Annotated in this window: 10 protein-coding genes and 1 pseudogene; 10 read left to right on the plus strand and 1 reads right to left on the minus strand. The window is 69.9% G+C overall.

Annotation, left to right across the window (positions count from 1 at the left end; all coding sequences use genetic code 11):
• The first annotated feature begins 15 nt into the window (after positions 1-15).
• From ACFYWI_RS26880 to ACFYWI_RS26890, 3 genes and pseudogenes are all read left to right on the plus strand, one after another.
• A complete protein-coding gene (locus ACFYWI_RS26880; protein WP_389237383.1) occupies positions 16-246 on the plus strand; it encodes a DUF4244 domain-containing protein in 231 nt (76 codons plus the stop codon).
• A gap of 19 nt (positions 247-265) precedes the next feature.
• Positions 266-652 (plus strand): TadE family type IV pilus minor pilin, encoded by a 387-nt coding sequence (locus ACFYWI_RS26885; protein ID WP_389237295.1) that lies wholly within the window; start codon positions 266-268, stop codon positions 650-652.
• A 35-nt stretch (positions 653-687) separates the two neighbouring features.
• A pseudogene (locus ACFYWI_RS26890) lies at positions 688-909 on the plus strand (Rv3654c family TadE-like protein); the annotation flags it as partial.
• A 40-nt stretch (positions 910-949) separates the two neighbouring features.
• Here ACFYWI_RS26890 and ACFYWI_RS26895 read toward each other — a convergent pair.
• Positions 950-3,622, minus strand: a complete 2,673-nt coding sequence (locus ACFYWI_RS26895; protein ID WP_389237297.1) for a DEAD/DEAH box helicase — start codon at positions 3,620-3,622, stop codon at positions 950-952.
• A gap of 78 nt (positions 3,623-3,700) precedes the next feature.
• On the opposite strand from ACFYWI_RS26895, the gene ACFYWI_RS26900 reads away from it, so the two are divergent.
• From ACFYWI_RS26900 to topA, 7 genes are all read left to right on the plus strand, one after another.
• Complete coding sequence (locus ACFYWI_RS26900; RefSeq protein WP_389237299.1) at positions 3,701-4,054, plus strand: STAS domain-containing protein; 354 nt, start codon at positions 3,701-3,703, stop codon at positions 4,052-4,054.
• Between the two features lie 92 nt (positions 4,055-4,146).
• Entirely contained in the window at positions 4,147-4,590 is a 444-nt protein-coding gene (locus ACFYWI_RS26905; protein WP_389237301.1) for an ATP-binding protein, read from the plus strand.
• Between the two features lie 342 nt (positions 4,591-4,932).
• Positions 4,933-7,338 carry a sodium-translocating pyrophosphatase gene (locus tag ACFYWI_RS26910; RefSeq protein WP_389237303.1) on the plus strand — a complete coding sequence of 802 codons (2,406 nt, stop codon included), beginning with the start codon at positions 4,933-4,935 and terminating at the stop codon, positions 7,336-7,338.
• A 220-nt stretch (positions 7,339-7,558) separates the two neighbouring features.
• Positions 7,559-8,194, plus strand: a complete 636-nt coding sequence (locus tag ACFYWI_RS26915) for a small secreted protein (RefSeq protein ID WP_389237305.1) — start codon at positions 7,559-7,561, stop codon at positions 8,192-8,194.
• Positions 8,195-8,314: 120 nt separating this feature from the next.
• On the plus strand, positions 8,315-9,814 hold the full coding sequence (locus ACFYWI_RS26920; protein WP_389237307.1) for a methyltransferase: 1,500 nt from the start codon (positions 8,315-8,317) through the stop codon (positions 9,812-9,814).
• A 198-nt stretch (positions 9,815-10,012) separates the two neighbouring features.
• Positions 10,013-10,210: a hypothetical protein gene (locus tag ACFYWI_RS26925; RefSeq protein WP_389237309.1), complete on the plus strand. Its 198-nt coding sequence runs from the start codon at positions 10,013-10,015 to the stop codon at positions 10,208-10,210.
• 200 nt (positions 10,211-10,410) lie between these two features.
• On the plus strand, positions 10,411-13,260 hold the full coding sequence (gene topA / locus ACFYWI_RS26930; RefSeq protein ID WP_389237311.1) for a type I DNA topoisomerase: 2,850 nt from the start codon (positions 10,411-10,413) through the stop codon (positions 13,258-13,260).
• Positions 13,261-13,391: the final 131 nt, after the last annotated feature.

The following is a 13,391-nucleotide window of genomic DNA, read 5'->3' on the forward strand; positions in this document are numbered from 1 at the left end:
AAGTTGGGGTTGAACATGTGGACGACGATGCGAGGACGACTGCGCCGGCTCGCGCGCAGGATGCGTACGGACGCCCGGTTCACGGGCAAGTGGCGTACGGACAAGGGGATGACGACATCCGAGTATGCGATGGGGACGATCGCCGCCTGTGCGTTCGCGGCCGTCCTGTACAAGATCGTCACCAGCGGGACCGTCTCGGGCGCGCTCGAATCGGTGATCGGAAAAGCGCTCAATGCGCAGTTCTGACGCCCGTGACCGAGGATCCGTGACGGCGGAGGCGGCCGTTGCGGTACCGGCTCTGGTGCTGTTCGCCGTAGCCCTGGTGTGGGCCCTGATGGCTGCCTGTGCGCAGATCCAGTGTGTCGATGCGGCGCGGGCGGGAGCCCGTGCGGCGGCCAGGTCGGAACCGCGGGCGGCGGCCGTCGCCGCCGCCCGGTCCGCGGCTCCGAGTGGCGCCCGGGTCAGCCTCACAAGGGCCGGAGACCTGTGGCGGGTGCGCGTCGAGGCGGACACGGCGGGGCCCGGCCCGCTGGCCCTCACGCTCGGCGCGGAGGCGGCCGCGCCGGCCGAGGACACCGCGCCCGAGGGAACCGAGGCCAGGGGCGCCGCCGTACCGGTTCTGGCGCCGGGGGCTTTGGGGGTGGCGCCGTGAATCGGGATCGGGGGTCGGCGACCGTGTGGGTGGCGATGGCGGCCACGGCACTGTGTGCGGTCTTCGCGGTGGTGCTCGCGATGGGCCAGGCCGTGGTCGCCCGGCATCGCGCGGGCGCCGCCGCCGATCTGGCGGCGCTGGCCGCGGCCGACCACGCGCTGCGGGGTGCGGCCATCGCCTGCGGGAAGGCGGCAGCGGTGGCCCAAGCACAGGGCGCGGAGGTGGTGCGGTGCGCCGTGACGGGCGAGATCGCCGATGTGACGGCGCAGGCGCGCTTCGGCCCGTACGCCCCGACGATCAGGTCCCGGGCGGGCCCGCCGCAGCTCCAGGGCCCCCGGGCTGCCTCGACTGCGGAGGCCGGCCCGGGCGCGCACGGTCTTCCCGGTCCGTGGGCTGCGACGGCTCGCCAGGTGCGGCCGGGTCCCCGGGCTCCGGAGGCTCGGCCGGGACAGCTGGGTCCGTGGGCTGCGGCGGCCGGCCCGGGGTGGCCGGGTCCCCGGGCTGCGGGGGCTCAGCAGGGGCGGCCGGGGCTTCGCGGAGGAGTTCCGTGAGCAGACGGACCGCGCCCCGCTTGTGCAGGGGATCGTTGCCGTTGCCGCACTTGGGGGACTGGATGCAGGACGGGCAGCCCGCCTCGCACTCGCAGGAGGCGATGGCCTCACGGGTCGCGGTCAGCCACTCGCGGGCCGTGTGGAAGGCCCGCTCGGCGAAGCCCGCGCCGCCCGGGTGGCCGTCGTAGACGAAGACCGTGGGCAGCAGCGTGTCGGGGTGCAGCGGGACGGAGACCCCGCCGATGTCCCAGCGGTCGCAGGTGGCGAACAGCGGCAGCATGCCGATGGAGGCGTGCTCGGCGGCGTGGAGGGCACCGCCCAGCTGTTCCGGGTTCACCCGGGCGGCGTCCAGCTGGTCCTCGGTGACCGTCCACCACACGGCCCGGGTACGCAGGGTGCGGGGCGGGAGGTCGAGCTTCGACTCGCCGAGGACCTCGCCGGTGATGAGTTTGCGGCGCAGGAAGGAGACGACCTGGTTGGTGACTTCGACGGAGCCGAAGCACAGGCGCCCGTCGCCCCACGGGATCTCGGTGTCGGTCTCGAGCACGGAGATGGAGGTGGTGTCGCGGGCAGTGGTCGAGTACGGAGGGTCGGCCTCTTCGACGAGGGCTGCCGAGTCCTCCAGGTCGAGGTGCTTCACCAGATACGTACGGCCCTGGTGGAGGTGGACGGCTCCGTCGTGGACGGCGGTGTGGGCGGCCGACTCGTCGACCGTTCCGAGCAGCCGGCCGGTGGCGGCCTCGACGATCTGCACCGGGCGCCCGCCCCCGCCGCGGATGTCGGTGAGATCGGCGGCCCGTTCACGCCGGGTCCAGTGCCAGCCGGAGGTGCGCCGGCGCAGCAGCTTCGCGGCTTCGAGCTGAGGCACCAGACCGGCGGCGGCCGGGCCGAAGAGCTCCAGATCGGTCTCCGTGAGAGGGAGTTCGGCCGCCGCCGCACACAGATGGGGGGCGAGGACATACGGGTTGTCCGGGTCGAGGACCGTGGACTCCACCGGCTGCTGGAAGAGCGCTTCGGGGTGGTGGACGAGGAAGGTGTCCAGCGGGTCGTCGCGGGCCACGAGGACGGCCAGGGCACCCTGGCCCGAGCGTCCTGCCCGGCCCGCCTGCTGCCACAGGGAGGCACGGGTGCCGGGATAGCCGGCGATCACGACGGCATCGAGGCCGGACACGTCCACGCCCAGCTCGAGCGCGGTGGTGGCGGCCAGGCCGAGGAGCTCGCCGGAGTGCAGTGCTCGTTCCAGGGCGCGGCGTTCCTCGGGGAGGTAGCCGCCGCGGTAGGCGGCGACACGCCGGGGCAGGGAGCGGTCGACCTCGGCCAGCCTTTCCTTCGCGATCACGGAGATGAGCTCGGCGCCACGCCGCGAGCGTACGAAGGCGACGCTGCGGACGCCCTGCACGGTCAGATCGGTGAGCAGATCGGCGGTCTCGGCGGTCGCGGTGCGGCGGACCGGGGCGCCCTTCTCGCCGTGGAGCTCGGTGAGTGGCGGCTCCCAGAGAGCGAAGACGAGCTCGCCGCGCGGGGAGGCGTCGTCGGCGACCTCCTGGACGGGCAGACCGGTCAGCCGGCCGGCGGCCTGTGAGGGTTCCGCCGCGGTGGCGGAGGCGAGCAGGAAGACCGGGTTCGCGCCGTAGCGGGCGCATACGCGGCGAAGGCGGCGCAGCACCTGGGCGACGTGGGAGCCGAAGACGCCCCGGTAGGTGTGGCACTCGTCGATCACGACATAGCGCAGGGAGCGCAGGAAGGAGGACCAGCGCGGGTGGGACGGGAGTATCCCGCGGTGGAGCATGTCCGGGTTGGTGAGGACGTAGGTGGCGTACTGCCGGACCCACTCACGTTCCTCGACGGGGGTGTCGCCGTCGTAGACAGCGGGGCGGACGCGGTTGCCGAGGGGCGCGGCAAGGGCCTTCACGGCGCGGCACTGGTCGGCGGCGAGGGCTTTGGTCGGCGCGAGGTACAGGGCGGTGGCGCCCCGGCCGTTCGCGGCCTCGGACCCGTCGAGCAGGGTGCTGAGGACGGGCGCGAGATAGGCCAGGGACTTGCCGGAGGCGGTGCCGGTGGCGATCACGACCGACTCGCCGTCCAGGGCGTGCTCGGCGGCGGTCGCCTGGTGGGCCCACGGGTGGTCGATGCCGGCCTGCTGGATGGCGTTGATCACTTCCGCCCGGATGCGGTCCGGCCAGACGGCATGCCTGCCCGGTCGCGGGGGCAGGTGCTCCGTATGAGTGATGCGCGCAGCCCGGTTCGCCCCTGCGGTGAGCCGGTCGAGGACCGTACCGGGGGAGGGGCGGGTTTCCCCGCTCTCGGGAGGTCGACTGGGACGAACTTTCTTGGCCATCGGCACCGAGTGTCGCACTGGCGTGACGGACAATGGTCCCAAGGCGTCGTGCATGGCTGCTGGTAAGTGATTGAATGCCATGGCGGCTGGCGACCGTTCTCCGGCTCCGTCGGGGAGTCCTGAGGGACGGGCGCCCGATAGCAAGGTGCTGGAGGATCCGTGGACCTGTCCCTGTCGACTCGCAATGTGTCCGGCCCTGGTGGCGACCGTACGGTCGGCGAGGTCGGTGGCGAGATTGATGTGTATACCGCGCCCAAGCTGCGGGAGCAGTTGGTCGAGTTGGTGAACGACGGCAACTACCACCTGATTGTCGACATGGAGGGCGTGGATTTCCTCGACTCCACCGGCCTCGGCGTGCTCGTGGGCGGCCTCAAGCGTGTGCGTGCGCACGAGGGGTCGCTGCGCCTGGTCTGCAACCAGGAGCGCATTCTCAAGATCTTCCGGATCACGGGCCTGACCAAGGTGTTTCCCATCCACACCACGGTCGACGAAGCCGTCGCCGCGACCGACTGACGTCGGCCGGCGACTGTCGGAAGCAGGAGGGGCACCGGGCATCCAGCCCGGGCCCCTGAGAGGCACGCTCGTACGTCCGAGGGGGATCTTGCATGGCCACCGTTGAGCTCCGCTTCAGTGCCCAGCCGGAGCACGTCAGGACGGCCCGTCTCGTGGCCGCTGCCGTGGCTCGCCGGGTCGGGGTCGACGAGGCGGTGCTGGACGAGGTCCGGCTCGCGGTGGGTGAGGCATGCAGTCGCGCGGTCGGGCTGCATCGCAGCCATGGCATCACCGCCCCGGTCAGGGTCGTGCTGTCCGAGGAGGAGAAGACCTTCTCCATCGAGGTCGGTGACGAGGTCCCGAGCGCGGTGGGCGGGGCCACGGACGTCCCCGGCGTGCGTTCCACGGCGGACGAGGACGTGGACGGCGAGGGCGAGGATCAGATGGGCCTCGCCGTGATCAGCGGCCTCGTCGACGACGTGGAGGTCTCCTCCACCGACGACGGCGGGGTGATCCGGATGAGCTGGCCGGTGACGCCGGGTGCCGCGACGCGCTGACGGCGACCCGTCGCCCTTCGGCCGTTCGTTCCGCCACTCACCCGTTCGGCCGATCGCAGCCCTGCCATTCCTCCATCACCCGTTCAGCCTATTGATCTTTTGATTCTTCAGTCATTTTGATCCGAAAGGGGTCCTGCTGAGCAGGGCCTCTTTCGCATTTCCTAGATCGTCGATCAAGCGTCAATGCTTTTGCCCCATTACTGCTTTCGGGGCCAGTTTCAGGGCGCGATCATTTGCTGAGTAGCAAGTCAAGGTCAATTACATTTACCGCGCACTGTTTTGATCAGGTTCCGCTCCCTACAATCCGTCCACATCTTGAGCTCTGAGCGTCAAGGAGGACGAATGGCGGGGCTCTTCAACCCTGAACTGATCGATCAACCCACTTCTCTCGCCGCAGCGGTACTCACGGACGACAACCGGTTGATCGTCTTTGTCATCGCGGCCGTCGCGCTGGCGGCGCTGGTCGTCGCCCAGCTGCTGGTGCGCCAGGTGCTGGCCGCCGGCGAGGGCACCGATTCCATGAAGAAGATCGCGGCAGCGGTGCAGGAAGGCGCAAATGCCTATCTCGCACGGCAGTTGCGCACGCTCGGCATCTTCGCCGTCGTGGTGTTCTTCCTGCTGATGCTTCTTCCGGCCGACGACTGGTCACAGCGGGCCGGGCGTTCGGTGTTCTTCCTGGTGGGCGCGCTCTTCTCGGCAGCCACCGGATACATCGGCATGCGTCTTGCCGTACGAGCCAATGTGCGTGTGGCCGCGGCCGCGCGTGAGGCGACGCCGAGGGAAGGCGAGCCGGAAAAGGATCTGACAGCCGTCGCGCACAAGGCCATGAAGATCGCTTTCCGAACGGGAGGCGTGGTCGGCATGTTCACGGTGGGCCTCGGCCTGCTCGGTGCCTCCTGCGTGGTTCTCGTCTACGCGGCGGACGCTCCCAAGGTGCTCGAGGGCTTCGGCCTCGGCGCCGCACTCATCGCCATGTTCATGCGTGTCGGCGGCGGCATCTTCACCAAGGCCGCCGACGTCGGCGCCGACCTCGTCGGCAAGGTCGAGCAGGGCATCCCCGAGGACGACCCCCGCAACGCCGCCACCATCGCCGACAACGTGGGCGACAACGTGGGTGACTGCGCGGGTATGGCTGCCGACCTGTTCGAGTCGTACGCCGTCACGCTTGTCGCGGCGCTCATCCTCGGCACGGCGGCTTTCGGCAACGCCGGACTCGCCTTCCCGTTGATCGTGCCGGCGATCGGCGTGGTCACCGCGATGATCGGCATCTTCGCGGTCGCCCCGCGGCGCGCCGATCGCAGCGGGATGACCGCCATCAACCGCGGTTTCTTCATCTCCGCGCTGATCTCGCTTGCTCTGGTGGCGCTTGCGGCCTTCACTTATCTGCCTTCGTCCTACGCCGAGTTGACCGGTGTCACCGACGCCGTGGTCAGGGCGCACGACGGCGACCCGCGCGTCCTGGCGCTCGTGGCCGTCGCCATCGGCATTGTGCTGGCCGCGCTGATCCAGCAGCTGACCGGGTACTTCACCGAGACCAACCGGCGTCCCGTGCGCGACATCGGCAAGTCCTCGCTCACCGGACCTGCGACCGTCGTGCTGGCCGGTATTGCCATCGGCCTCGAATCCGCCGTCTACACCGCGCTGTTGATCGGCCTCGCTGTCTACGGGGCGTTCCTGCTCGGCGGTACGTCGATCATGCTGGCGCTCTTCGCTGTGGCGCTGGCCGGCACCGGCCTGCTCACCACCGTCGGCGTCATCGTCGCCATGGACACCTTCGGTCCGGTCTCCGACAACGCCCAGGGCATCGCCGAGATGTCCGGTGACGTCACGGGTGCGGGCGCCCAGGTCCTCACCGACCTGGACGCCGTCGGCAACACCACCAAGGCCATCACCAAGGGCATCGCCATCGCCACCGCCGTTCTCGCGGCAGCGGCACTCTTCGGGTCCTACCGCGACGCCATCGCGACCGCGGCCCGGGAGGTCGGAGAGAAGGTCGGCGACGGCGCGCCGATGAATCTGGTGATGGACATCTCGCAGCCCAACAACCTGGTGGGACTGGTCCTCGGCGCCGCGGTCGTCTTCCTCTTCTCCGGGCTCGCGATCAACGCGGTGTCCCGCTCCGCGGGCGCCGTGGTCTACGAGGTGCGGCGGCAGTTCCGTGAGCACCCCGGGATCATGGACTACTCCGAGAAGCCGGAGTACGGGCGCGTCGTCGACATCTGCACCAAGGACGCCCTGCGCGAACTGACCACGCCCGGCCTGCTCGCCGTACTGACCCCGATCGCGATCGGCTTCTCGCTCGGCGTCGGGGCGCTCGGCTCGTTCCTCGCCGGCGCGATCGGCACGGGCACGCTGATGGCCGTCTTCCTCGCCAACTCCGGTGGCGCGTGGGACAACGCCAAGAAGCTGGTCGAGGACGGCCACCACGGCGGCAAGGGGAGCGAGGCGCATGCCGCGACGGTCATCGGTGACACGGTGGGTGACCCGTTCAAGGACACCGCGGGTCCTGCCATCAACCCCCTGCTGAAGGTGATGAACCTGGTGGCGCTGCTGATTGCGCCCGCGGTCGTCCAGTTCAGCTACGGGGACGATGCCAGCGCGGGCGTACGGGCGGTCGTCGCGGTGCTCGCGATCCTGGTCATCGTCGGAGCCGTGTACGTCTCCAAGCGGCGCGGTATCGCCGTGGGTGACGAAGGCAACTCCGCGGAGCGGAGCGCGAAGAAGCCCGATCCGGCGGTGGTTTCCTGACGTCACCCCGAGCCTTCGAAAGTTCACGGTTCGAAGGCTCAAAGACCGGGCGGGCAGCGCGTGTTGATGCGCTGCCCGCCCGTTCGTCCGCTCCCGGGTGAGCCTTGTCTCCCTTGGTGCAAATGGCTGCAATAGCCCATTGACCGGACGTACGGCATGCGGCCGTCGCCCATTCGGCGTGTATGTTCCGGGGCCGAGAGCCTCGGAAGGGACCGATCCGTTGAACAAGAAGCTTGCAGCCGCACTGTCCGGCGGTGCGGTACTGGTACTGGCGCTGTCGGGCTGCACGGACGACGGCAACGACAAGGTGGACGCCTGGGCCAAGAAGTTCTGCGACCAGGCCCAGCCGCAGTTCCAGAAGAGAGCAGCCGCCCAGCAGGCCATCGCCTCGACGGCCGCCGACGGCAAACCGGCCGACATCCAGGCCGCCGACTCCAAGGCCTTCCAGGACATCGCCGACGTCGACAAGGCTCTGGCCCAGGCGGTCAGGAACGCCGGTACGCCGCCGGTCGACACCGGCGAGAAGCTCCAGCAGGACGCCGCCAAGGAGTTCGACACCACCGCCAAGGCGTATCTCGAGCTGAAGAAGAAGGTCGACAGTCTCGACCCGAAGGACCAGCAGAAGTTCGCGGACGGCCTGCAGGAGATCGCGGACGGCCTGAAGAGGATCGACCGGATGGACAACGCCGCGCTGGAGAAGCTGGCACAGAGCGAAGTCGGCAAGGCCATGGCGAAGCAGCCGGGCTGCAAGAGGGTGAAGGTTGCGAGCCCGGCGCCGGGCGCGTCCTCGACCCCGTCACCCAGCAAGGTGGCGGCTTCCCCGTCCGCGTCGGCGTCACGCTCCGCCAAGTCGTAGGCGCGCAGCCGCCGCACATGCAGGCGCGCAGCCGCCACAAGTACAGGCTCACGGCCCGGTCCCCCCGCACAGGGGCCGGGCCGTGCGGCGTTCGCCGGTGGCTACGGCCACAATGGGCGGGTGAGTACGACCAGCCTCCCCGCGCCCGACCACTCGCCCCGGCTCCGCGAAGCTCTGCTCGCCGCCGCCTTCACCGCCGACGGACTGCTCGATCTGCTCGGCGCACCCGCGTATGCCGCGCTGGCCCGCAGCGAGACCGTGCCCGCCCTGCGCGCCACGCGCGGCGACAGCGCCCTGGAGACGCTCGTACGGCTGTTTCTGCTCCAGTGCCCCGTGCCGTACGAGCGGGCGCGAGCAGCACTTCCGTTGCAGGAGTGCCTCGCCGGCGGCTGGGTGGTGCGCGACGGCGACGAGATCCGGGCCACCGTGGATGTCCGGCCGTACGGCGGCCCGGAGAGCCAGGACTGGTTCATCGTGTCCGACCTCGGCTGTGCGGTCGGCGGCGCGGGCGGTGCGAGCGGCCAGGGCGAGGGAGTCGTTCTCGGTGTCGGCGGAGCGTCCACCACGCTCGCCGGTATCACCGTGCGGATGCCGGTGACCGCCGCGCTCGACCTGGGCACCGGTTCCGGTGTCCAGGCGCTGCACGCGACCCAGCATGCGACGCGGGTGACGGCCACCGATCTCAATCCCCGCGCGCTGGACTTCACCCGGCTCACGCTCGCGCTCTCCGGAGCGCAGGAGGCCGAGCTGCGTGAGGGTTCGCTCTTCGAGCCGGTCGGGGACGACACCTACGACCTGATCGTGTCGAATCCGCCGTTCGTCATCTCTCCCGGTGCCCGGCTGACCTACCGCGACGGCGGGATGGGCGGAGACGACCTGTGCCGCTCGCTCGTTCAGCAGGCGGGAGCGAGGCTGAACGACGGGGGCTATGCGCAGTTCCTCGCCAACTGGCAGCACGTTGAGGGGGAGGACTGGCAGGAGCGGCTGCGCTCCTGGGTGCCCCGCGGCTGCGACGCCTGGATCGTGCAGCGCGAGGTGCAGGACGTGACGCAGTACGCCGAGCTGTGGCTGCGCGACAGCGGTGACCACCGCGCCGACCCGGCGCAGTACGCGGTGCGGTACGACGCGTGGCTGGACGAGTTCGAGGCGCGCAGGACCAAGGCGGTCGGCTTCGGCTGGATCACGCTGCGCAAGTCCGGTGCCGAGCGCCCGTCGATCGTCACCGAGGAGTGGCCGCACCCTGTCGAGCAGCCCCTCGGCGGCAGTGTGCGGGCCCATTTCGACCGGCAGGACTATCTGCGCACGCACGACGACGCGGCGCTGCTCGCCGAGCACTTCACGCTGGCGCCGGAAGTCGTGCAGGAGCAGGTCGGGCTGCCCGGCGCCGAGGACCCCGAGCATGTGGTGCTGCGCCAGAACCGCGGCATGCGGCGCGCCACCAAGGTCGACACGGTCGGGGCGGGTTTCGCGGGGGTGTGCGACGGGACGCTGAGCGCGGGGCGGATTCTGGATGCGATCGCCCAGTTGATCGACGAGGACCCGGTGCTGCTGCGTGACCGTACGCCGCAGGCACTACGGCTGCTGGTGGAGGAGGGGTTCCTGGAACCGGCCGCTTCATGAGGGAAATCCGGCCAATGTTCGGTTTGCGGCGGCTTCACCCGCCTGTTTCCCGGCGGCTTCCCGCATGATTCCCGTCACCGCCCGCGACCGTGTGGGTGAACCCACACTCCGTTCACCCGCAGTTCGTGCTCACGACGCCCGCAGGTGCCAGCCTCGGTCCGAGCACACCTCGGCGCCAGGGAAGGACCGGGTACGGACATGGAGAGCGGGCCGGCGATCTTCGCCGGGACGGCATTCGCGCTGTTCGGAGGCGCACTGCTGCTGTGGACGGGGATGCGTCTTCTGCACCGCGCGCCCGTCGCCCATGGAGTGAGCGCCCCCACGGCCGTCGCTTTCGGGACGCTTTTCGGCGTGGTCTTCCTCGCTCTCGGGGTGTGGTGCTTCGGCCGCCTCTGACCGGGCCCCCGGCCGACGACCTGCCGGTCCGGGCGGCAGGAATGGCTGGAGTCGGGTTACCGTTCGAGTGGCCGTTGCGGGCTTTTGCCGTTTGACACGGGGGCGGGTTGTACCGTCACACTCCGCAGCGACAGCAGCGCCGCAGCAGTGCCGTACTGCCGTGAGCGCCCATCGAGCGTCGACCGGAGAGAAGAGCGAAGTTGTCCCCGACCAGCGAGACCGCACAGGGCGGCCGCCGACTCGTGATCGTCGAGTCGCCTGCCAAGGCGAAGACGATCAAGGGTTACCTCGGCCCCGGCTATGTTGTCGAGGCGAGCGTCGGGCACATCCGCGACCTGCCGAACGGCGCCGCCGAAGTCCCGGAGAAGTACACCGGTGAGGTGCGCCGCCTCGGCGTCGACGTCGAGCGCGACTTCCAGCCGATCTACGTCGTCAATGCCGACAAGAAGGCGCAGGTCAGGAAGCTCAAGGAGCAGCTCGCCCAATCCGACGAGCTCTACCTCGCCACCGATGAGGACCGCGAGGGCGAGGCCATCGCGTGGCACCTCCTCGAGGTCCTCAAGCCCAAGGTCCCGGTCCACCGGATGGTCTTCCACGAGATCACCAAGGAGGCGATCCGCGAGGCCGTCGCCAACCCGCGCGAGCTCAACCAGCGCATGGTCGACGCCCAGGAGACCCGCCGTATCCTCGACCGTCTCTACGGCTACGAGGTCTCGCCGGTCCTGTGGAAGAAGGTCATGCCGCGGCTGTCCGCCGGGCGTGTCCAGTCCGTCGCGACCCGGCTCGTCGTCGAGCGGGAGCGTGAGCGCATCGCGTTCCGCTCCGCGGAGTACTGGGACCTGACCGGTACGTTCTCCACCGGCCGGGCCGGCGACGTCTCGGACCCCTCCCTCTTCACTGCCCGCCTGAACACGGTCGACGGGCAGCGCGTCGCGCAGGGCCGCGATTTCGGTTCGGACGGGCGGCTCAAGTCCGCCCAGGTGCTGCACCTGGACGAGGCGAACGCCCGGGCCCTGGCCGCCGCGCTCGCCGATACGTCGTTCGCGGTCCGCTCGGTCGAGTCCAAGCCCTACCGCCGCTCTCCGTACGCTCCTTTCCGTACGACGACGATGCAGCAGGAGGCCTCGCGCAAGCTGGGCTTCGGGGCCAAGGCCACCATGCAGGTCGCGCAGAAGCTGTACGAGAACGGCTTCATCACCTATATGCGTACGGACTCCACCACGCTCTCCGACACCGCCGTCTCGGCGGCGCGGGCACAGGTGACGCAGCTGTACGGCGCCGACTACCTGCCCGAGAAGCCGCGGGTGTACGCCGGCAAGGTCAAGAACGCTCAGGAGGCGCACGAGGCGATTCGCCCTTCGGGTGATCGTTTCCGCACTCCCGCCGAGACCGGACTCACCGGCGACCAGTTCAGGCTGTACGAGCTGATCTGGAAGCGGACCGTCGCCTCCCAGATGAAGGACGCGGTCGGCAACAGCGTCACCGTCCGGATCGGCGGCACCGCCGGCGACGGCCGGGACACCGAGTTCACCGCGTCGGGCAAGACCATCACCTTCCACGGCTTCATGAAGGCCTACGTGGAAGGCGCCGACGACCCGAACGCGGAGCTGGACGACCGCGAGCGGCGCCTGCCGCAGGTCGCCGAGGGCGACGCCCTGTCGGCCGAGGAGATCTCGGTCGACGGCCACGCGACCAAGCCGCCCGCCCGCTACACCGAGGCCTCGCTGGTCAAGGAGCTGGAAGAGCGCGAGATCGGCCGCCCGTCGACGTACGCCTCGATCATCGGCACCATTCTCGACCGCGGTTACGTCTTCAAGAAGGGGACGGCGCTCGTTCCGTCCTTCCTGTCCTTCGCCGTGGTCAACCTGCTGGAGAAGCACTTCGGCCGGCTCGTCGACTACGACTTCACCGCGAGGATGGAGGACGACCTCGACCGCATCGCCCGCGGTGAGGCGCAGGCGGTGCCGTGGCTGAAGCGCTTCTACTTCGGCGTGGGCGAGTCGACCGGCGCCGCCTCTGAGGCGGGCAACGGCGACGGCGACCACCTCGGCGGCCTCAAGGAACTGGTGACGGACCTGGGCGCGATCGACGCCCGGGAGATCTCCAGCTTCCCCGTCGGCAACGGGATCGTTCTGCGTGTCGGCCGTTACGGCCCGTACATCGAGCGCGGTGAGAAGGAGGCGGAGGGCCATCAGCGCGCCGACGTCCCCGAGGACCTGGCGCCGGACGAGCTCACCGTGGAGTACTCGGAGGAGCTGCTGGCCAAGCCGAGCGGAGACTTCGAGCTCGGCACGGACCCGGTCACCGGGCACCAGATCGTCGCGAAGGACGGCCGTTACGGTCCGTACGTCACCGAGATCCTGCCCGAGGGCACCCCGAAGACCGGCAAGAACGCGGTCAAGCCGCGCACGGCCTCCCTCTTCAAGTCCATGTCGCTGGACACGGTCACGCTCGAGGACGCGCTGAAGCTGATGTCCCTGCCGCGTGTGGTGGGCAAGGACGCGGACGGCGTCGAGATCACCGCGCAGAACGGCCGGTACGGCCCGTATCTGAAGAAGGGCACGGACTCGCGCTCCCTGGAGAGCGAGGACCAGCTCTTCACGATCACGCTGGAAGAGGCGCTGGCGATCTACGCGCAGCCCAAGCAGCGGGGCCGGGCCGCCGCCAAGCCGCCGCTGAAGGAGCTGGGCACCGACCCCGTCAGCGAGCGTCCGGTGGTCGTCAAGGACGGCCGCTTCGGCCCGTACGTCACCGACGGCGAGACCAACGCGACCCTGCGGACCGGCGACAGCGTCGAGGACATCACGCCCGAGCGCGGCTACGAACTGCTGGCCGAGAAGCGCGCCAAGGGACCGGTCAAGAAGACGGCCAAGAAGGCTCCCGCGAAGAAGGCCCCGGCGAAGAAGGCGACGACGGCCAAGAAGACTGCCGCGAAGAAGACGACAGCGGCGAAGAAGACGACCGCGAAGAAGACGGCCGCCAAGAAGACGACGAGCGCGGCCGCGGCGAAGAAGACTGCCGCGTCGGCCAAGGCGTCGACGGAGGAGTAGGACTTCTTCGGGCGCGCAGGGCGCTTTGCGCGGGCGGGAGGATTCCCGTTCTGTGCGCAAAGCGCCCGCATCGTACGCCTGTATGTTCGGGCGGGCCTCCGGGGAGCGAGTCGCTCCGGATAGGCTGGGCG

This window comes from Streptomyces sp. NPDC002889 (genome assembly GCF_042888425.1).
Classification (GTDB): domain Bacteria; phylum Actinomycetota; class Actinomycetes; order Streptomycetales; family Streptomycetaceae; genus Streptomyces.